The organism is Pseudomonas putida, from assembly GCF_002741075.1.
Classification (GTDB): Bacteria; Pseudomonadota; Gammaproteobacteria; order Pseudomonadales; family Pseudomonadaceae; genus Aquipseudomonas; species Aquipseudomonas putida_T.
In genome coordinates this window covers 3,478,138-3,497,193 of the sequence record NZ_CP016634.1, presented here as the reverse complement: position 1 = coordinate 3,497,193, position 19,056 = coordinate 3,478,138, and the positions used below count along the sequence as shown (strand labels likewise).

At 61.5% G+C, this 19,056-nt stretch carries 19 protein-coding genes; all 19 read left to right on the top strand.

From position 1 onward, the window contains the following. The first annotated feature begins 3 nt into the window (after positions 1-3). A complete protein-coding gene (locus tag IEC33019_RS16410) occupies positions 4-1,095 on the top strand; it encodes an NAD-dependent epimerase/dehydratase family protein (protein WP_070092444.1) in 1,092 nt (363 codons plus the stop codon). 158 nt (positions 1,096-1,253) lie between these two features. Beyond that, positions 1,254-2,189 carry a ketoacyl-ACP synthase III gene (locus tag IEC33019_RS16405; RefSeq protein ID WP_070092443.1) on the top strand — a complete coding sequence of 312 codons (936 nt, stop codon included), beginning with the start codon at positions 1,254-1,256 and terminating at the stop codon, positions 2,187-2,189. A 265-nt stretch (positions 2,190-2,454) separates the two neighbouring features. Then, entirely contained in the window at positions 2,455-3,306 is an 852-nt protein-coding gene (locus IEC33019_RS16400; RefSeq protein ID WP_070092442.1) for a flagellin domain-containing protein, read from the top strand. A gap of 69 nt (positions 3,307-3,375) precedes the next feature. Further along, entirely contained in the window at positions 3,376-3,732 is a 357-nt protein-coding gene (locus tag IEC33019_RS16395) for a flagellar protein FlaG (RefSeq protein ID WP_070092441.1), read from the top strand. A 76-nt stretch (positions 3,733-3,808) separates the two neighbouring features. Continuing rightward, positions 3,809-5,218: a flagellar filament capping protein FliD gene (gene fliD, locus IEC33019_RS16390; protein WP_070092440.1), complete on the top strand. Its 1,410-nt coding sequence runs from the start codon at positions 3,809-3,811 to the stop codon at positions 5,216-5,218. 136 nt (positions 5,219-5,354) lie between these two features. After that, positions 5,355-5,750 carry a flagellar export chaperone FliS gene (fliS, locus tag IEC33019_RS16385; RefSeq protein WP_070092439.1) on the top strand — a complete coding sequence of 132 codons (396 nt, stop codon included), beginning with the start codon at positions 5,355-5,357 and terminating at the stop codon, positions 5,748-5,750. A 16-nt stretch (positions 5,751-5,766) separates the two neighbouring features. Then, entirely contained in the window at positions 5,767-6,063 is a 297-nt protein-coding gene (locus tag IEC33019_RS16380; protein WP_043210877.1) for a flagellar protein FliT, read from the top strand. Between the two features lie 169 nt (positions 6,064-6,232). Next, positions 6,233-7,708: a transcriptional regulator FleQ gene (gene fleQ, locus IEC33019_RS16375; RefSeq protein ID WP_070092438.1), complete on the top strand. Its 1,476-nt coding sequence runs from the start codon at positions 6,233-6,235 to the stop codon at positions 7,706-7,708. Between the two features lie 183 nt (positions 7,709-7,891). Beyond that, a complete protein-coding gene (locus IEC33019_RS16370) occupies positions 7,892-9,109 on the top strand; it encodes a sensor histidine kinase (protein ID WP_070092506.1) in 1,218 nt (405 codons plus the stop codon). Beyond that, positions 9,109-10,470 (top strand): sigma-54-dependent transcriptional regulator, encoded by a 1,362-nt coding sequence (locus IEC33019_RS16365; RefSeq protein ID WP_070092437.1) that lies wholly within the window; start codon positions 9,109-9,111, stop codon positions 10,468-10,470. Before IEC33019_RS16370 ends, IEC33019_RS16365 begins: the two co-directional genes overlap by 1 nt. 105 nt (positions 10,471-10,575) lie before the next feature. After that, positions 10,576-10,908 carry a flagellar hook-basal body complex protein FliE gene (gene fliE / locus IEC33019_RS16360; protein WP_070092436.1) on the top strand — a complete coding sequence of 111 codons (333 nt, stop codon included), beginning with the start codon at positions 10,576-10,578 and terminating at the stop codon, positions 10,906-10,908. A gap of 14 nt (positions 10,909-10,922) precedes the next feature. Beyond that, positions 10,923-12,701: a flagellar basal-body MS-ring/collar protein FliF gene (gene fliF / locus IEC33019_RS16355; protein WP_070092435.1), complete on the top strand. Its 1,779-nt coding sequence runs from the start codon at positions 10,923-10,925 to the stop codon at positions 12,699-12,701. Continuing rightward, positions 12,694-13,713, top strand: a complete 1,020-nt coding sequence (fliG, locus tag IEC33019_RS16350; RefSeq protein WP_043212764.1) for a flagellar motor switch protein FliG — start codon at positions 12,694-12,696, stop codon at positions 13,711-13,713. Before fliF ends, fliG begins: the two co-directional genes overlap by 8 nt. A 156-nt stretch (positions 13,714-13,869) precedes the next feature. Next, the gene (fliH, locus tag IEC33019_RS16345) at positions 13,870-14,646 is read left to right on the top strand and encodes a flagellar assembly protein FliH (RefSeq protein ID WP_070092434.1); all 777 of its coding nucleotides are present in this window, start codon (positions 13,870-13,872) and stop codon (positions 14,644-14,646) included. Continuing rightward, a complete protein-coding gene (gene fliI / locus IEC33019_RS16340; RefSeq protein WP_070092433.1) occupies positions 14,636-15,994 on the top strand; it encodes a flagellar protein export ATPase FliI in 1,359 nt (452 codons plus the stop codon). Before fliH ends, fliI begins: the two co-directional genes overlap by 11 nt. Before the next feature lie 6 nt (positions 15,995-16,000). Beyond that, the gene (fliJ, locus tag IEC33019_RS16335; protein WP_070092432.1) at positions 16,001-16,453 is read left to right on the top strand and encodes a flagellar export protein FliJ; all 453 of its coding nucleotides are present in this window, start codon (positions 16,001-16,003) and stop codon (positions 16,451-16,453) included. A gap of 147 nt (positions 16,454-16,600) precedes the next feature. Continuing rightward, entirely contained in the window at positions 16,601-16,906 is a 306-nt protein-coding gene (locus tag IEC33019_RS16330; protein ID WP_070092431.1) for an STAS domain-containing protein, read from the top strand. Between the two features lie 8 nt (positions 16,907-16,914). After that, a complete protein-coding gene (locus IEC33019_RS16325; RefSeq protein WP_070092430.1) occupies positions 16,915-18,606 on the top strand; it encodes an ATP-binding SpoIIE family protein phosphatase in 1,692 nt (563 codons plus the stop codon). A gap of 60 nt (positions 18,607-18,666) precedes the next feature. Beyond that, the gene (locus IEC33019_RS16320) at positions 18,667-19,014 is read left to right on the top strand and encodes an Hpt domain-containing protein (RefSeq protein ID WP_070092429.1); all 348 of its coding nucleotides are present in this window, start codon (positions 18,667-18,669) and stop codon (positions 19,012-19,014) included. Positions 19,015-19,056 lie beyond the last annotated feature (42 nt).

Here is a 19,056-nt window from a genome sequence, read left to right as displayed (position 1 = left end):
GGCATGAGCGTTTCCCTGAAGTCACCGCTTATCGAGGCGGATGTCCAGCGTGTCATCCAATGTCTGGACATTCGTCAGTTGGCTGGCCAGCACGTGCTGTTGACCGGATGTACCGGCTTTTTCGGCAAATGGTTGTTGGCCATGCTGGCAGCGTTGAATCGACAGGGGGCGGGGATTCAACTAACGGCCGTCTCCCGTAACCCGGGCCGTTTCCTGCGCCAGTACCCGGAGTATGTTCGGGATGGTTGGATTCGTTGGGTTGAGGCCGATGTTCGTGCATTGGACGAGCAACTGCTGGCGATACGATGTGATGCGGTGATCCACGCTGCCACCGATACCACTGCCAATGGCCAGGCTGATGCATTGCGCCTTTACGACACCATCCTTGGTGGTGCGCGCAACGTGTTGGATCTCGCTGTGCATGCAGGTGCCCGCCGGGTGCTTTTTACCGGCTCCGGCGCTCAATATGGTGCTATCGCAGGGGAGCGTCCTGTGCTGGAAAGCAGCTCAGGCGCTTGCGACAGCTTGCGGGCAGGGAGTGCCTATGCTGAGGCGAAACGGGCGCAGGAGACCTTGGCGGCCATTTATGCCGAACGTTATGGGGTGGAAGTCGTGATGACCCGGTGCTTTGCGTTTTCAGGCCCGGGTCTTGCCTTGGACGAACATTTTGCGATCGGCAACTTTGTCAGAGATGCGCTCTGGCGGGATGAACTGGTACTGCAATCGAGCGGTAGCGCTGTGCGCAGCTACCTGCATGGAGCTGACCTCGCTGGGTGGCTGCTGACGTTGCTCGCCAGGGGGGTGAACGGGCAGGCCTACAACGTCGGGTCCGACAAAGCGCTGAGTATTGCCGAATTGGCTCGTAAGGTCGTTGCTCGTCTGGCACCGGGCAAGCCTGTCAGGATACTGGGACGGGACGACGTCCAGCAGGCACGTTCTTACTATGTGCCGGATATCGATAAGGCCCGTGGACTGGGGCTTGATGACTGGACCTCATTGGACCACTCGATCGAGAGCATGGCCCAATGGGCCCATGAGCAGGGCATCCATTGCGAAGCCGATCTGATGCTTGCGCGGAAAAACGGACTGATTTGAAAGTCTGGCGTTCCGATGGCGACAAAAAGCGCGTGACCTGGGAGTCAGAACGTGCATCTTCACTGTATATTGTCGAAATCGGAAACCGCTGCGTCGCTTATGGCATTGTGCTATTGCTGGCGCGGTGGTGACTTTGCTGTTAATGAACGGGAAGCCATATGATTGGCATTAAAAGCATCGCCAGTTACGTACCTGTCGAAGGCGTCGACAACTACGCCCAAGGTGCGAAATTCGGTAAAGATCAGGATTTCATCTTCGGCAAGATCGGTTCGACCTTCCTGCCGCGCAAGGAAGCTGACCAGGAAACCTCCGACCTGTGCGTCGAAGCGGCCAGGACGTTGTTCGCTGCCAATCCATCGCTGGATCCTGCGTCCATCGATGCCGTGATCGTCGTCACGCAGAATGGCGACGCCGAGGGGCTGCCGCATACGGCGGCAATCGTCCAGTACAAGCTGGGCTTGTCGACCCACGTCGCTGCCTTCGACATTTCCCTGGGTTGCTCCGGCTATGTCTATGGCCTGTATGCGATGAAAGGCTTCATGGAAGCTGCTGGCCTGAAGAATGGCCTGCTGATCACCGCCGACCCCTATTCGAAGATCGTCGATCCGGAAGATCGCAACACCACCATGCTGTTCGGCGATGCCGCCACCGCGACCTGGATGGGTGAAGATGCAGCCTGGCAGTTGGGCAAGTCGCTGTTCGGCAGCGATGGCGCGGGCGCTGAACACCTGCGCACGACCGATGGCAAGTTCTTCATGAATGGTCGCCAAGTCTACAACTTCGCACTGGTCAAGGTGCCAGCGCACCTGCAGCAGTTGCTCGAAGCGAGCCATTTGCAGGCCCAGGACATCGACCTGTACTGCTTGCACCAGGGGAGCGCGGCGATCGTCGACGCGGTGTCTCAGCGTTTCAACGAGGGTGAGCATCGGGAGCGATTCGTCAAGGATATGGTCGAGACGGGCAATACCGTATCTTCCAGTATCCCATTGCTGCTGGAAAAACATGTACTTGGTTCGCAGTGCAAGCGCGTTGCCCTGAGTGGATTCGGGGTGGGCCTTTCCTGGGGCTCTGCGATCATCGAACGCGCCGACTAAGCCGAGCGAGCGGGTCTTCTCTGAAAAAAGCGCTGCCGTTATCCGGCAGCGCTTTTTTTTCATCCTCGGGAAATTTGTTCGGCAGAATTCTGGCGTCAACCCTTTGATTTTATTGGGGTGGCAGGGTGCCAGTAAAAAAAATACCAAAAGGCCCTAAAGCAAACTGCCCTGACGACGATAAACATTACGAAGGTTCTCTAGGCCACACCCCCGGCGAATTGCCAAGGCCGGAAGCCGTAGTACCCAATCCAACGAGGAATTCGTCATGGCTTTGACCGTTAACACCAACACTACCTCTCTGGGCGTTCAGAAGAACCTGAACCGTGCTTCCGACGCACTGAGCACTTCGATGACCCGTCTGTCCTCCGGCCTGAAAATCAACAGCGCCAAAGACGACGCTGCCGGTCTGCAGATCGCTACCCGCATGACCTCGCAGATCCGTGGTCAGACCATGGCAATCAAGAACGCCAACGACGGTATCTCCATCGCCCAGACTGCTGAAGGTGCGATGCAAGAGCAGACCAACATTCTGCAGCGTATGCGTGAACTGGCTGTTCAGGCTCGAAACGACTCCAACAGCAAGGAAGACCGTGACGCGCTGAACAACGAATTCCAGAAGATGTTGAGCGAGATCGACCGTATCGCCAACAGCACCCAGCTCAACGGCAAGAACCTGCTCGACGGCTCGGCTAGCAGCATGGTCTTCCAGGTTGGTTCCGACGCCAACAGCAACAACCAGATCACCATCGACCTGGGCAAGAAGCTGACCAGCGCGGGTGCCCTGAGCGGCCTGAGCGGTAAGAGCGTCACCGGCTCCACCAGCACCGAGGCAGAAGCCACCTTCAGCGCTGCCGTCAGCGCCATCGACACCGCTCTGCAGACCATCAACGATGTTCGCGCCGAGCTGGGTGCTGCTCAGAACCGTCTGACCAGCACTATCAACAACCTGCAGAACATCAACGAGAACGCCGAAGCCGCACGTGGCCGTGTACAGGACACCGACTTCGCTGCTGAAACTGCCCAGCTGACCAAGCAGCAGACCCTGCAGCAAGCTTCGACTTCGGTTCTGGCCCAGGCCAACCAGCTGCCGTCGGCAGTTCTGAAGCTGCTGGGCTAATCTGCCTGACAGTTGCCGGCGGGGGAGTGCATGGGCGCTTCCCCGCCTTTTCATTGTGAGGTGGTGAAGATGGACATGAGCGTCAAGCTGAGCCTGTCCTATCAGGCTACGCATCAAGCCGAGCAGGTTGCCGAAAAACCGGTTGTCCGGCCGATTGAAGTTTCCGATGAAGGCAAGAAAGGCGACCCGGTCAAGGTGCTGGGTGTTGACGATGTGAAGAGTGCCGTCGCGGAAATCGAAAAGTTCTTGAATGAAACCCGACGTAATCTGGAGTTCTCTACTGATGAGGAATCCGGCAAAATCGTGGTCAAAGTCATCGCCAGCGACAGTGGAGAGCTGATCCGCCAGATTCCCTCGGAAGAGGCCCTGCGAATCGCCCACAGCCTGAGTGATGTCAAAAGTGTTCTGTTCGACGCCAAGGTATAAGTGGCGGCGAACAAATGATGCGAATCATGTCGGTCCTGCGGATCAGGATTGACGCGTTGACGAGAGGGACAACAGCATGGCAAGCCCGATTACATCCAGCGTAGGCCTGGGTTCCGGTCTCGACATTGGTGCGATGGTCAAGGCGCTGGTGGGTGCTGATACCGCCGCCAAGCAGGCGCAGATCAAGCGCCAGACCAGCAACAACAGTGCGATGATCTCGGGCATTGGCTCGCTGCGCAGTGCCCTTACGGCGTTCCAGGACGCCATGAAGAAGCTGAACGACAAAACCGCGCCGGCATTCAATGCCTATGCAGCGACTTCGGCCAATGAGTCCATTGTCAAGGTGACCTCGGGCAATACAGCGGTGGCTGGTAGCTACGACATCAAGGTCGATCAGCTCGCAACCAGTTCCAAGGTGGCCAGTCAGCGGTTTTCCGAGGGGGCGAATAAGTCCATCACTGCCGGTGACCTGACGATCTCCCAAGGTGACAAAACGTACACCGTGAAGATCGGTTCTGACGCGACATTGCAGAGCGTGCGTGACCAGATCAACAAGGAAATGGGTGTCAACGGTATTTCCGCCAACATCGTCAACGAAGAGGGTGGTTCCCGTTTGGTGCTCAGCTCTACGACGACAGGTGCCAATACCGACATTTCGCTAACCGGTATCCCTGAGTTGGAGATCGATGGCAAGACTCAGCTTTCTGGTACCGGTGCTGGCTTCATTACTGCCAGGGCTCAGGATGCAGTGCTGACTATTGACGGACTCGCCGTCAAGAGTGCAAGCAACACTGTCAGTAATGCCATCAGTGGCATGACACTGGAATTGATGGGGATGACACCCAAGCCTGACGGTGCGGCCACCAGGGTCACTGTAGCAGCCGATAATGAAGGGTTGAAAAAGTCGGTCCAGAGCTTCGTCGATGCCTATAACACGATGCAAAAAGCGATCAATTCGCTGACGACCACAAGCCGCGACAGTAACGATAATCTGGTGCTCGGGCCGCTGACCAACGATCCAACTACTCGCTCGCTATTGGCTGATGTGCGCAAAGTGTTGAGCGAAACGGGTGCGGGTTCGAGCCTGACCACGCTGAGTCAGCTGGGTATCAACACGACTCAGAAGGACGGTACGCTCGAGTTCAACAGTGCCAAGTTCACCGCGGCCATGAACGACAAGAAGCTCGGCCCAGAGGTGCAGGAGCTGTTCACCGGCACCAATGGCATTTTCGAGCGAATGAACAAGGCCATCGAGCCCTACAACAAGACCGATGGCAGCCTGGCGACCCGTAAGGCCAACCTGGATAAGGCTGCCAAGAGTTTGGCCGATCAGCAGGCTGCCTTGGATCGTCGTACAGAGTCCCTGACCGAATCCCTTACCAAGAAGTACGTGGCTTTGGACACCGCCCTCGGCAAGATGAAAGCCCAGGCCGACCAGATCACCTCGATCTTCGAGGCAATCAACGCCCAGGCCAAGAAGTCCTGACCCTTTCAGGCAGGCACTGAAAAGCCCGGCGGCGTCTTATGGACGCCCCGGGCTTTTTGCTTGATGACTAAAGTTCTTTGACGTCGAGACGATACACAGGTATACGCAACCTTTTTCGCTGCAACGAGGTAGATCCATGAACCCGATGTTGGCCCTTCGGCAATACCAGAAAGTCAATGGTGTGGCGCAGACCTCCGTGGCCAGTCCGCACCGTCTGGTACAAATGCTCATGCAGGGCGGCCTTGACCGTCTTGCCCAGGCCAAGGGCGCCATGGCGCGCAACGACATCGCTCAGCGCGGCATCCTGATCGGCAAGGCCATCGACATTATCGGCGGCCTGCGCGAAGGCCTGGATCTGGAAAACCACGCCGACAGCCTCGCTGACCTGGACAACCTGTACAGCTACATGAGCCGCCGCCTGATCGAAGCCAACGTCAAGAACGATCCGGCGATCATCGATGAAGTGGCGCGTCTGCTCATCACTGTCAAGGAAGGCTGGGACGCAATCGGCGACCAGCAGCCGGCAGACTGATTTCGGGAGAGGTGCAATGAGCGAGGTAATCGAACGTATCGAGCAGACCCGTGAGGCGCTGCTGGCGGCATTGGACAGCCGTGATTGGGATGCGATTGGCGAGCTCGACCTGGAGTGCCGAATTTGCGTCGACGACGTGCTGGCGGAGGCCTCGCTCAATGAAGATGCGGTAAAGGGCAGCCTAGAGCAGTTGCTTGGCGTTTATCGGCAACTCATTGATATTGCAAGTGGTGAGCGTCAATCGATAGTCGACGAGATGACGCAGATTCGTCAGGCGAAAAATGCCGCAAAGGTATACCATCTCTTCAGTTGACGCTGGAGGGGTGCAAAAAATCGCGCGCCATTAATTTGACTGTGTGCGTTTTTTTGACTTAACTAGTGACTGTTTTCGCAAAATCAGACGTCCGAGCACTGATTCATTCAGTCGGAATGATGTCGAGCGCGCCTACGGGCGTCGAAATGACTAGGGAAGTTGCTAACGCATGTGGCGTGAAACCAAGATCCTCCTGATCGATGACGACAGCGAACGCCGCCGCGATCTGGCGGTGGTCCTGAATTTTCTAGGCGAAGAAAACGTCTCCTGCTCCAGCCATGATTGGCAGCAGGTGGTGGCTTCTTTGTCGTCGAGTCGCGATGTGCTGTGCGTGCTGATCGGGACTGTGAATGCTCCGGCAAGTGTTCTTGGGCTGCTTAAGACAGTGGCTGCCTGGGATGAGTTCCTTCCGGTTCTGCTTTTAGGTGAAACTTCTTCCGCGGACTTCCCGGAAGACCTACGCCGCCGCGTCCTGTTCAATCTCGAGATGCCGCCGAGCTACAGTCAGTTGCTCGATTCGCTGCACCGTGCCCAGGTCTACCGTGAGATGTACGACCAGGCCCGTGAGCGTGGTCGCCAGCGCGAACCCAATCTGTTCCGCAGCCTGGTCGGCACCAGCCGGGCCATCCAGCATGTGCGCCAGATGATGCAGCAGGTGGCCGATACCGATGCCAGCGTGCTGATTCTCGGTGAGTCCGGCACTGGCAAGGAGGTGGTGGCGCGCAACCTGCACTACCACTCCAAGCGCCGCGAAGCGCCGTTCGTGCCGGTCAATTGCGGAGCGATTCCGGCCGAGTTGCTTGAGAGCGAGCTGTTCGGGCATGAGAAGGGCGCCTTCACCGGGGCCATCACCAGCCGTGCCGGGCGTTTCGAGCTGGCCAACGGCGGTACCTTGTTCCTTGACGAGATCGGCGACATGCCGCTGCCGATGCAGGTCAAGCTGCTGCGCGTGCTGCAGGAGCGCACCTTCGAGCGTGTCGGCAGCAACAAGACGCAAAGCATCGACGTGCGCATCATCGCCGCGACCCACAAGAACCTCGAGACCATGATCGAGGAAGGGACCTTCCGCGAAGATCTGTACTACCGGCTGAATGTCTTCCCCATCGAGATGGCGCCGCTGCGTGAGCGGGTCGAGGATATTCCACTGTTGATGAACGAGCTGATCTCGCGCATGGAGCACGAGAAGCGCGGCTCGATCCGCTTCAACTCAGCATCGATCATGTCCCTGTGCCGCCACGGCTGGCCGGGCAATGTGCGTGAGCTGGCCAACTTGGTCGAGCGTATGGCGATCATGCATCCGTACGGGGTGATCGGGGTTTCCGAGCTGCCGAAAAAATTCCGTTACGTCGATGACGAAGATGAGCAGATGGTCGATAGCCTGCGCAGCGACCTGGAAGAGCGCGCGGCGATCAACGGCCATGCGCCAAGCTTTTCCAGTAGCGCCATGCTGCCACCCGAGGGGTTGGACCTGAAGGATTACCTGGGCAATCTCGAGCAAGGGTTGATCCAGCAAGCATTGGACGACGCCAACGGTATCGTCGCGCGAGCCGCCGAGCGCTTGCGTATCCGCCGCACCACGCTGGTGGAGAAGATGCGTAAGTACGGCATGAGCCGTCGAGAAGGTGACGACCAGGCAGAAGGTTGACGCCTTCCATCCTCTGCAAGAAGGGCTGCTTTGCAGCCCATCGCGTGGCAAACCCGCGCCTGAACGGTGGTGCAATGCCATCGCGTGATGAAGGCCTCCGTATTTCCCTATACCCGGCACGGCTATTGCTACACCGCTGGCAACACACCGGTTTTATGACGGTCAGCCACGCGAGAGAGCATGATGCCCCAGGTCGCCCACATCTCCCGAACCCCCGACGCGCACGGCCACACCCCGGTCGAGCAAGAAAGCCGTCAGGGCCTGGAGCAGGCGTTCGCCCTGTTCAATCAGGTTTCCAGCCAGCTCAGTGAGTCCTACAGCCTGCTCGAAGCCCGGGTCAGTCAGCTCAAGGGCGAGCTGGCCGTGGTCAGCGCCCAGCGCATGGCCGAGCTGGATGAAAAGGAGCGCCTGGCCAATCGTTTGCAGAACCTGCTCGACCTGCTGCCCGGCGGGGTGATCGTGATCGACGATCAGGGCTATGTACGTGAGGCCAATCCGGCGGCGTGCGAGTTGCTGGGCGAGCCATTGGTCGGTGAGCTCTGGCGCCAGGTGATCGCCCGCAGCTTCGCCCCGCGCAAGGATGACGGCCATGAAATCTCGCTGCGTGACGGCCGGCGGTTGTCCATCGCCACGCGCTCGCTCGATGCCGAGCCTGGGCAGTTGGTGCTGCTCAACGACCTGACCGAGACCCGCCGCCTGCAAGATCAACTGGCCCGCCACGAGCGGCTGTCCTCGCTGGGGCGCATGGTCGCGTCACTTGCCCATCAGATCCGCACGCCATTGTCGGCGGCGATGCTCTATGCCGGTCATCTGGCCGACGAAGAAAAAGAATTGCCCAAGGAAACCCGCCAGCGCTTTGCTGGCAGTCTCAAGGAGCGCCTGCACGAGCTGGAACATCAGGTCCGCGACATGCTGGTATTCGCGCGTGGCGAGCTGCCCTTGGGCGACCGTGTGAGCCCCAAGGCGTTGTTCCAGGCCTTGCAGCAGGCTGCCCAGCCCCATGTGCAGGGTCATAGTGTGCGCTGGCAATGCGATAGCCATCTGGGCGAATTGCTGTGCAATCGCGACACCTTGGTGGGCGCGTTGCTCAATGTGATCGAAAACGCTTTGCAGGCCAGCAACGGGTCGGCGCGCCTGAAGGTGCACCTGTATCGTCGCGACCAGGCCCTGCACCTGTGCATCAGCGATGCTGGCTGCGGTATCGATGCCGAGCTGCTGACGCGTCTGGGAGAGCCCTTCCTGACCACCAAATCCACCGGCACCGGCCTGGGGTTGGCGGTGGTCAAGGCCGTGGTACGGGCGCACCAGGGCAGTCTGCGGCTACGCTCGAAGGTCGGTCGGGGAACGTGCGTGAATGTGATGCTGCCGCTGATCGGCGGGCAGTCGATGGGGGCGATGTGATGGCGATCAAGGTGCTGCTGGTCGAGGATGATCGTGTCCTGCGCCAGGCCTTGGGCGATACCTTGGAGATTGGCGGTTTCGCCTATCGTGCGGTCGGCAGTGGCGAGGAGGCGCTTGAGGCGGTGGCCGGTGAGTCCTTCAGTCTGGTGGTCAGTGACGTGAACATGCCGGGCATGGATGGGCATCAGTTGCTGACGCAACTGCGTAGCCTGCATCCTCAATTGCCGGTGTTGCTGATGACGGCCCACGCCGCGGTAGAGCGTGCCGTGCAGGCCATGCGCCAGGGCGCGGTCGATTACCTGGTCAAGCCGTTCGAACCCAAGGCGCTGCTGAGCCTGGTGGAACGCCATGCTGCCGGGCGCGTGGGTGGGGCGGACGAAGAGGGTCCGGTGGCAAGCGAGCCGGCCAGCCGACAATTGCTGGAGCTGGCCGCGCGCGTGGCGCGCAGCGATTCGACCGTGCTGATCTCCGGGGAGTCCGGGACCGGCAAGGAGGTATTGGCGCGCTACATTCATCAGCAGTCGCCGCGAGCGGCGCACCCTTTCGTGGCGATCAACTGCGCGGCCATCCCCGACAACATGCTCGAAGCCACGCTGTTCGGCCACGAAAAAGGTGCATTCACAGGTGCCATTGCCGCACAGGCCGGCAAGTTCGAGCAGGCCGACGGGGGCACCTTGTTGCTCGACGAGATTTCCGAAATGCCCCTGGGCTTGCAGGCCAAGCTCCTGCGCGTGTTGCAGGAGCGCGAGGTGGAGCGGGTGGGTGGGCGCAAGCCGATCGTCCTGGATATCCGTGTGCTGGCGACCACCAACCGTGACCTGGCCGAGGAAGTCGCCGCCGGGCGCTTCCGTGAAGACCTCTACTATCGGCTGTCGGTGTTCCCGCTCGCCTGGCGCCCGCTGCGCGAGCGCAGCGCCGATATCCTGCCGCTGGCCGAGCGCCTGCTGGCGCGTCATGTGGCCAAGATGAAGCATGCTCCGGTGCGGCTTTCGGCCGAAGCGCGTGCCTGTCTGCAGGGGTATCCGTGGCCGGGGAACGTGCGTGAGCTGGACAACGCCTTGCAGCGCGCATTGATCCTCCAGCAGGGCGGGGTGATCGAAGCGGCGGATTTCTGTCTGGCCGGCGCCATTGCGTTGTCGGTGCCGACAGCGGCTGTGAGCGAGACGCCTGTCGAATCCAGCGGGCTGGGCGATGACATGCGTCGCCATGAATTCCAGATGATCATCGACACCCTGCGGGCCGAGCGTGGGCGCCGCAAGGAAGCCGCCGAGCGCTTGGGCATCAGCCCGCGGACCCTGCGCTACAAATTGGCGCAGATGCGCGATGCGGGGTTTGACGTCGAAGCCAGCCTGTACGGTTGAAACCAGTTTTAAAGGCCGCATGCAGGGCTGGCACTCTTGTTGCTAGTTCCAGCCCATTCGCTGCATGAGCGTCAAAAAAATGCGGCCGCCGGAGAGAAGAAGTCCATGACCCAAGGTGTTGAATTCAATCGTCTGATGCTGGATATGCGGGCCATGCAGGCCGAAGCCATGTCCCAGCCCAAGGTCGCTGCCGCGCCTGAACTGGCCCCTGGCCAGAGCAGCTTCGCCGACATGCTCGGCCAGGCCATCGGCAAGGTCAATGATGTACAGCAGGCCTCGACCCAGCTGTCCAGCGCCTTCGAGATCGGCAAGAGCGGCGTTGACCTGACTGACGTGATGATCGCTTCGCAAAAGGCTTCCGTGTCGTTCCAGGCCCTGACCCAGGTGCGTAACAAACTGGTCCAGGCGTACCAGGACATCATGCAGATGCCGGTTTGAGGACAGAGTGAGCCATGGCTGAAGCAGTCGTCGACAATCCCCCCGCCAAGAGTGGTCCGCCAGCGCCCAAGCCGCCGCTGTTCGGCATGTCGTTCCTGGAAAACATCTCGCAGATGCCCATGCTGCGTCAGGTCGGCCTGCTGGTCGGACTGGCCGCGAGTGTGGCGATCGGCTTCGCCGTGGTGCTCTGGTCGCAGCAGCCGGACTACCGACCGCTGTACGGCAGTCTGGCGGGCCTGGATGCCAAGCAGGTCATGGATACCCTGGCCTCCGCGGACATCGGCTATCGCGTGGAACCCAACTCCGGCGCGCTGCTGGTCAAGGCCGACGACCTCTCCCGTGCGCGCCTGAAGCTGGCCGCCGCCGGCGTGGCGCCGAGCGACGGCAACATCGGTTTCGAGATTCTCGATAAAGAGCAGGGCCTGGGCACCAGCCAGTTCATGGAGGCCACCCGCTACCGCCGGGGCCTGGAAGGCGAATTGGCGCGCACCGTGTCGAGCCTGAACAACGTCAAGGCCGCCCGTGTCCACCTGGCCATTCCCAAGAGTTCGGTGTTCGTGCGCGACGAGCGCAAGCCCAGCGCGTCGGTATTGGTCGAGCTGTATCCGGGGCGTGCCCTGGAGGCTGGGCAGGTCATGGCTATCGTCAACCTGGTGGCCACCAGTGTGCCGGAACTGGACAAATCCCAGGTGACCGTGGTCGACCAGAAGGGCAACCTGCTCTCCGACCAGTTGCAGGACACCGCGTTGACCATGGCTGGCAAGCAGTTCGACTACAGCCGCCGCATGGAAGGCCTGCTGACCCAGCGTGTGCACAACATCCTGCAGCCAGTGCTGGGCAATGACCGTTACAAGGCCGAGGTGTCCGCCGACGTCGATTTCAGCGCGGTCGAGTCCACCTCAGAGCAGTTCAATCCCGACCAGCCGGCGCTGCGTAGCGAGCAGTCGGTCAATGAGCAACGCTCCAGCAGCCAGCCTCCGCAAGGTGTGCCCGGCGCCCTGAGCAACCATCCGCCGGCCGGTGCCTCCGCGCCTGAGAATGCCACCGCCTCGGCGCCGCCAGCCGGTGCGATCCAGCCAGGGCAGCCACTGGTCGACGCCAATGGTCAGCAGATCATGGACCCGGCCACTGGCCAGCCGATGCTTGCGCCATACCCGGCCGACAAGCGCCAGCAGACCACCAAGAACTTCGAACTTGACCGCTCCATCAGCCATACCCGCCAGCAGCAAGGTCGTCTGACCCGCCTGTCGGTGGCCGTGGTGGTGGACGATCAGGTCAAGGTCGACGCCGCCACCGGCGAAACCACCCGTGCCCCATGGGGCGCCGAAGACCTGGCGCGCTTCACGCGTCTGGTCCAGGATGCGGTGGGCTTCGACGCCAGCCGTGGCGACAGCGTGACCGTGGTCAACGTGCCGTTCTCCGCTGACCGTGGGGTGGAACTGGCGGACATTCCGTTCTACTCGCAGCCGTGGTTCTGGGACATCGTCAAGCAGGTGCTGGGCGTCGTGTTCATCCTGGTGCTGGTGTTCGGTGTACTGCGTCCGGTGCTCAACAACATCACAGGGGGTGGCAAGCAGGCTGTCACCGACAGCGACATGGAGCTGGGCGGGATGATCGGTCTGGATGGCGAGCTGGCCAACGACCGCGTCACCCTGGGTGGCCCGCAAAGCATTCTGTTGCCGAGCCCGAGCGAGGGCTACGAAGCACAGTTGAACGCAATCAAAGGCCTGGTGGCCGAAGACCCGGGCCGCGTGGCCCAGGTCGTGAAAGAGTGGATCAACGCCGATGAGTGACAACCGAGCCGTTACCGCCAAGCTGAGCCGCGTCGACAAAGCGGCGATCCTGCTGCTCTCGCTGGGCGAGACCGACGCTGCCCAGGTCCTGCGACACATGGGGCCCAAGGAAGTGCAGCGGGTCGGCGTGGCCATGGCGCAGATGGGCAACGTCCATCGCGAGCAGGTCGAGCAGGTGATGAGCGAGTTCGTCGAGATCGTTGGCGACCAGACCAGCCTGGGCGTGGGTTCCGACGGCTATATCCGCAAGATGCTCAACCAGGCGCTGGGCGAGGACAAGGCCAACGGCCTGATCGACCGCATTCTGCTGGGCGGCAACACCAGTGGCCTGGACAGCCTCAAATGGATGGAGCCGCGTGCCGTGGCCGATGTCATCCGCTATGAGCACCCGCAGATCCAGGCGATCGTGGTGGCTTACCTGGATCCTGACCAGGCCGGTGAGGTGCTGAGCAACTTCGATCACAAGGTGCGCCTGGACATCATCCTACGTGTCTCGTCGCTCAACACCGTGCAACCGGCGGCGCTCAAGGAGCTGAACCAGATCCTCGAGAAGCAGTTCTCCGGCAACTCCAATGCCGCGCGCACCACCCTGGGCGGTATCAAGCGAGCCGCGGACATCATGAACTTCCTCGACAGTTCGGTCGAAGGCCAGCTGATGGATGCGATCCGCGACATCGACGGCGATCTGTCCGAGCAGATCGAAGACTTGATGTTCGTCTTCAACAACCTGGCAGACGTCGATGACCGTGGCATCCAGGCGCTGCTGCGCGAGGTGTCTTCCGACGTGCTGGTCGTCTCGCTCAAGGGCGCCGACGAGAAGGTCAAGGACAAGATCTTCCGCAACATGTCCAAGCGTGCCTCGGAACTGCTGCGCGACGACCTGGAGGCCAAGGGGCCGGTGCGGGTCAGCGACGTGGAGACAGCGCAGAAGGAAATCCTCACCATCGCACGGCGCATGGCCGAGGCCGGCGAGATCGTGCTCGGCGGCAAAGGTGCCGAGGAAATGATTTAAGCCGTTTGCTGATACTGGCGCCGCCCCTTGTGGGCGCGGGTTTGTCCGCGAGGGCGCCAGGCCAGGCAACGAGGTTGTCCCTGCCGACGCATTCGCGGGTAAACCCGCTCCCACCGGGGATGCGCTGGCCGAACCTGGTTTTTGAGTACCGACAGCATGTCCACCAACGAACACCTCAGCGACCTGATTCGCGCCCGCGACCTCGAGGGCGTCGACGTCTGGGCGTTGCCCAGCTTCGACCCGGAGCCTGAGCCGGAGCCTGAACCAGAGCCTGAGATCATCGAGGAAGAAATCGAGGAAGTGCCGCTGGAGGAAGTCCAGCCGCTGACCCTCGAAGAGCTCGAGGCGATCCGTCAGGAGGCCTACAACGAAGGGTTTGCCACCGGCGAACGTGAGGGCTTCCACAGCACCCAGCTGAAGGTGCGCCAGGAGGCGGAGGTGGCCTTGGCGGCTAAGCTGGCCAGCCTCGAACAACTGATGGGCCAACTGCTCGAACCTATCGCCGAGCAGGACACACAGATCGAACGTGGCCTGGTGCAGTTGGTGGCGCACATGACCCGTCAGGTGATCGGTCGCGAGCTGCACAGCGACTCGAGTCAGATCACCCATGTGCTGCGCGAGGCGCTCAAGCTGTTGCCTATGGGCGCCGAGAACATCCGTATCTACCTGAACCCCCAGGATTTCGACCTGGCCAAGGCGCTGCGCGAACGCCACGAGGAGCGTTGGAAACTGCTCGAGGACGAATCGCTGCTGCCGGGCGGTTGCCGGATCGAAACGCTGCACAGCCGCATCGACGCCACCATGGAAACGCGCCTGGAAAAGGCGCTGGCGCAACTGTTCGACCAGCTGCACGACCAGTCCCTGCACCCGGCCGCGCCGGACCTTGCCCTTGAGCTGGAGACGAGCGCACCGGAGCCCAGCGATGCGTCTTGAGCGCACCAGCTTCGGCAAGCGCCTGGGCGGTTACGCGGCGGCGGTGAAATTGCCGGGTCAGCCGGTGGTCGAGGGGCGCCTGCTACGCATGGTCGGCCTCACCCTGGAGGCCGAAGGCCTGCGCACCGCCGTCGGCAGCCGCTGCCTGGTGATCAACGATGACAGCCACCACCCGGTGCAGGTCGAAGCCGAAGTGATGGGCTTTTCCGGAGCCAAAGTCTTCCTCATGCCGGTGGGCAGCGTCGCCGGTATCGCACCTGGGGCGCGCGTTGTGCCCCTGGATGATAGCGGTCGCCTGCCCATGGGCATGAGCATGCTCGGGCGGGTGCTCGATGGCGCAGGGCGAGCCCTGGATGGCAAGGGCGGGATGAAGGCTGAAGACTGGGTGCCGATGGACGGTCCGATCATCAACCCCCTCAACCGCGATCCAATTCACGAGCCGCTGGATGTGGGGATCCGCAGCATCAATGGCTTGCTCACGGTGGGGCGCGGACAGCGCTTGGGCCTGTTCGCCGGTACCGGTGTGGGTAAGTCGGTGTTGCTGGGCATGATGACGCGCTTCACCGAGGCCGAGATCATCGTGGTCGGGCTGATCGGTGAGCGGGGGCGTGAGGTGAAGGAGTTCATCGAGCACATCCTTGGAGAGGAAGGGCTCAAGCGCTCGGTGGTGGTCGCATCGCCTGCCGACGATGCGCCGTTGATGCGCCTGCGCGCAGCGATGTACTGCACGCGTATCGCCGAATATTTCCGCGACAAGGGCAAGAACGTTCTGCTCTTGATGGATTCGCTGACCCGTTTCGCCCAGGCTCAGCGGGAAATCGCCCTGGCCATCGGTGAGCCGCCTGCGACTCGCGGCTATCCGCCTTCGGTGTTCGCCAAGCTGCCCAAGCTGGTCGAGCGTGCGGGTAATGGCGAGCCGGGCGGAGGATCGATCACTGCGTTCTATACGGTGCTGTCCGAAGGGGACGACCAGCAGGACCCGATCGCCGATGCGGCGCGGGGCGTGCTCGATGGCCACTTCGTGCTGTCCCGGCGTCTGGCCGAGGAAGGGCATTACCCGGCCATCGACATAGAAGCGTCGATCAGCCGTGTCATGCCCCAGGTGGTCGACCCCGATCACCTGCGCCAGGCCCAGCACTTCAAGCAGTTGTGGTCGCGCCTGTCCCAGAGCCGCGACCTGATCAGCGTCGGTGCCTATGTGCCCGGTGGCGACCCGGAGACCGACCAGGCCATCGCCTTGCAGTCGAGCCTGGTCGGCTTCCTGCGCCAGGGTCTCCAGGAAAACGTCGGCATGGCCCAGAGCCGCGAGCAGCTCGGCGCCATCTTCGCAGCACCGGCGGGCGGCTGATAGATCATGGCATTGCCCAGTCGAGCCGCGCGTTTGGGGCCGGTCGTGGAGATGGCCGAAGAGGCCGAGCGCAAGGCCGCCCAGCGTCTGGGGCACTTCCAGCAGCAGTTGTCTCAGGCCCATGCCAAGCTGGCCGAGCTCGAGCGGTTTCGCGAAGACTACCAGTTGCAGTGGATCAATCGCGGCGGGCAGGGCGTCAATGGCAGTTGGCTGGTCAACTATCAGCGTTTTCTCGGCCAGCTGGAAACAGCGATGACCCAGCAGCGCCAGAGCCTGGCCTGGCACCAGAACAACCTCAACAATGCCCGAGGCATCTGGCAGCAGGCCCACGCTCGGGTCGAGGGGTTGCGCAAGTTGGTCCAGCGCTACCTTGATGAAGCCCGGCGGGCGGAAGACAAGCGTGAGCAGAAGCTGCTCGATGAGCTCGCCCAGCGTTTGCCGCGCCAGGGTCATCTGTAGCCTTCACTGTCGTTGTCGTGGGGCCAACCCGCTTCTATGTAGTCGATAGTGTCACGGGTGGGGCGCAAACCTGACTTGCGATCACCGTCCTCGGCTGCTAAACCTTCTGGGATCGCATTCGCCATCATCATCGAAGGAATCGCTGGCATGGCTGTCGAATCCGATTTTTCACGAGACGAGAAAAAACTCACGATCACGGTCAAGGGGCGTTTCGACTTCGGTAGGCACCAAGAATTTCGCAATGCCTACGAACGACAGCCCATCCGCCCGGACTCGGTGGTCGTGGACCTCAAGGACGCCACTTACCTGGACAGTTCGGCATTGGGCATGCTGCTGTTGCTGCGCGACCATGAAGGCGGTGAAGACGCCTGCATCAGCGTGATCAACACCAGCCCCGACGTGCGCAAGATCCTTGCCATCTCCAATTTCGAAAAGCTGTTCGATATCAGTTGAGCGTGGACATGCCGGCCGAACGGGCGCTGAGCGTGCTGGTTGCCGAAGACAGTGCGGCGGACCGGCTGTTGCTGGCGCAGATCGTTCGACGCCAGGGTCATGAAGTGTTCACCGCGCAGAACGGCGAGCAGGCCGTAGCGCTGTTCGCCGAACGGCGGCCGCAACTGGTGCTGCTGGACGCGCTGATGCCGGTGATGGACGGTTTCGAGGCGGCGAGGCGAATCAAAGCGCTGGCGGGCGAGTCGCTGGTGCCGATCATTTTCCTTACCTCGCTCAATGAGCAGGACGCCCTGGTGCGTTGCCTGGAGGCCGGGGGTGACGACTTCATGGCCAAGCCGTACAGCGCCGTAATCCTCGGCGCCAAGATCCGCGCCATGGACCGTCTGCGAAGGCTGCACGCCACGGTGCTCGAGCAGCGGGACCAGATCGCCCGGCATCATCACCACCTGCTCAACGAGCAGCGGGTCGCCAAGGCGGTGTTCGACAAGGTGGCCCATGCCGGATGCCTGCGCGCACCCAACATCCGCTACCTGCAATCTCCCTATGCACTGTTCAATGGTGACCTGCTGTTGGCGGCCTATACCCCCAATGGAAGCATGCATGTGCTGCTGGGAGACTTTACCGGCCATGGTTTACCCGCCGCGATTGGCGCCATGCCCCTGGCCGAGGTGTTCTACGGCATGGCCGCCAAGGGCCATGGTGTCGCCGAAACGCTGCGGGAGATGAACGCCAAGCTCAAGCACATCCTGCCGGTGGACATGTTCTGTTGCGTCCTGATGGTCGATCTGAGCTATCAACGCGGCACGGTGGAGATCTGGAACGGTGGCATGCCGGATGGCTACCGTTTGTCGGCCTCAGGGGAAGTGCTGTCCACGCTGCAATCAAGGCACCTGCCCTTGGGTATCCTCTCGCCGGAGCGCTTCGACGACAGCACCGAGGTGCTGCCACTGGCGGTGGGCGAGCGGTTGTTGCTGCTTTCCGATGGCGTGGTCGATACCTGCGATGACCAAGAGCAGTTGTTCGGCGTCCAGCGCCTGGAGCAGGTGCTGCGCGCCAATCGCGATCCGGCGCGGCTGCTGCCGGAACTGATGCAGGCACTGGAGCGCTTTGGCGGGCGCCCCCGAGACGATATCAGTCTCTGTGACGTGTGCATGGTCGAGCCAAAGTGGCAGGCCCCGGCCAGCGTGCCCGATGCCCAGGCCGGTCGCTCGGGTCCATTGCATTGGTCGCTGCACTTTGAGTTGCGTGGCGAAAGCTTGAAACGTTTCAATCCCGTGCCATACCTAGTACAGCTGCTGCAGGAGATCCATGGCCTGCGGCCGAACGGTGGTTTGTTGCACACCGTCCTGAGTGAGTTGTACGCCAACGCCCTGGAGCATGGGGTGCTTGGCCTGGACTCGCGGCTCAAGCGCGACGCCCAAGGGTTTGCCGACTATTACCACGAGCGTAACCTGCGCCTGGCGCAGCAGCAGGACGGCTTCGTGCGCATCGACTTGGAAGTTGAACCCTGGGGCAGGGGCGGGCGTCTGAAGATCGACGTACGCGACAGCGGCATGGGCTTTGACGTCGCACAGGTGTTGTCTGGCCAGGCGCTGGCCCAGGGGCTGAGCGGGCGTGGGCTGAGCCTGGTGCGCTGCCTCAGTCAGAGTGCCGAATGGCTCGAGGGTGGGTGTTGTGCGCGGGTGGTATTCTGTTGGTGAGCAGCTGGCGCCGGACCCTGCGCAAGCAGGCCCTATGGACTTGATCAAAGGAGTGAACAAGTGGCTGACATGCATATCGACCCGAAGGTTCTCAGTGACCTGCAAGAGGTCATGGAGGAGGGGTATCTGCAACTGCTCGAGACCTTCCTGGAGGACTCCGAGCGTCGCCTCGACCAGCTCCATGGGGCCCGCAGCGCCGAGGAGCTGGGCTTGGCCGCTCACAGCTTCAAGGGCAGCAGCGGCAACATGGGCGCGGTAGGCCTGGCCGAGCTGTGCCGGCAGTTGGAGGAGCGTGTGCGAAAGCAACCGTTGTATGGCATCGAGGACCTGATCAACCGGATCGACCAAGAGTATCTCGAGGTTCAGCGCTTCTATCGCGCCGAGCGTGCGCGTATTTCCGCAGGTTGACGTAACCTGGCGCGACTTTTGCCTGTCTTTGCCTGAACGATT

Coding starts and splice junctions, on each gene's coding strand:
- IEC33019_RS16365 (WP_070092437.1), top strand. CDS start 9,109: ATGGCGATCAAGGTGCTGCTGGTCGAGGATGATCGTGTCCTGCGCCAG.
- IEC33019_RS16400 (WP_070092442.1), top strand. CDS start 2,455: ATGGCTTTGACCGTTAACACCAACACTACCTCTCTGGGCGTTCAGAAG.
- fliH (WP_070092434.1), top strand. CDS start 13,870: ATGTCCACCAACGAACACCTCAGCGACCTGATTCGCGCCCGCGACCTC.
- fliS (WP_070092439.1), top strand. CDS start 5,355: ATGAACCCGATGTTGGCCCTTCGGCAATACCAGAAAGTCAATGGTGTG.
- fliF (WP_070092435.1), top strand. CDS start 10,923: ATGGCTGAAGCAGTCGTCGACAATCCCCCCGCCAAGAGTGGTCCGCCA.
- fliD (WP_070092440.1), top strand. CDS start 3,809: ATGGCAAGCCCGATTACATCCAGCGTAGGCCTGGGTTCCGGTCTCGAC.
- IEC33019_RS16395 (WP_070092441.1), top strand. CDS start 3,376: ATGGACATGAGCGTCAAGCTGAGCCTGTCCTATCAGGCTACGCATCAA.
- IEC33019_RS16325 (WP_070092430.1), top strand. CDS start 16,915: ATGCCGGCCGAACGGGCGCTGAGCGTGCTGGTTGCCGAAGACAGTGCG.
- fleQ (WP_070092438.1), top strand. CDS start 6,233: ATGTGGCGTGAAACCAAGATCCTCCTGATCGATGACGACAGCGAACGC.
- fliE (WP_070092436.1), top strand. CDS start 10,576: ATGACCCAAGGTGTTGAATTCAATCGTCTGATGCTGGATATGCGGGCC.
- IEC33019_RS16405 (WP_070092443.1), top strand. CDS start 1,254: ATGATTGGCATTAAAAGCATCGCCAGTTACGTACCTGTCGAAGGCGTC.
- fliI (WP_070092433.1), top strand. CDS start 14,636: ATGCGTCTTGAGCGCACCAGCTTCGGCAAGCGCCTGGGCGGTTACGCG.
- fliG (WP_043212764.1), top strand. CDS start 12,694: ATGAGTGACAACCGAGCCGTTACCGCCAAGCTGAGCCGCGTCGACAAA.
- IEC33019_RS16380 (WP_043210877.1), top strand. CDS start 5,767: ATGAGCGAGGTAATCGAACGTATCGAGCAGACCCGTGAGGCGCTGCTG.
- IEC33019_RS16370 (WP_070092506.1), top strand. CDS start 7,892: ATGCCCCAGGTCGCCCACATCTCCCGAACCCCCGACGCGCACGGCCAC.
- IEC33019_RS16330 (WP_070092431.1), top strand. CDS start 16,601: ATGGCTGTCGAATCCGATTTTTCACGAGACGAGAAAAAACTCACGATC.
- fliJ (WP_070092432.1), top strand. CDS start 16,001: ATGGCATTGCCCAGTCGAGCCGCGCGTTTGGGGCCGGTCGTGGAGATG.
- IEC33019_RS16410 (WP_070092444.1), top strand. CDS start 4: ATGAGCGTTTCCCTGAAGTCACCGCTTATCGAGGCGGATGTCCAGCGT.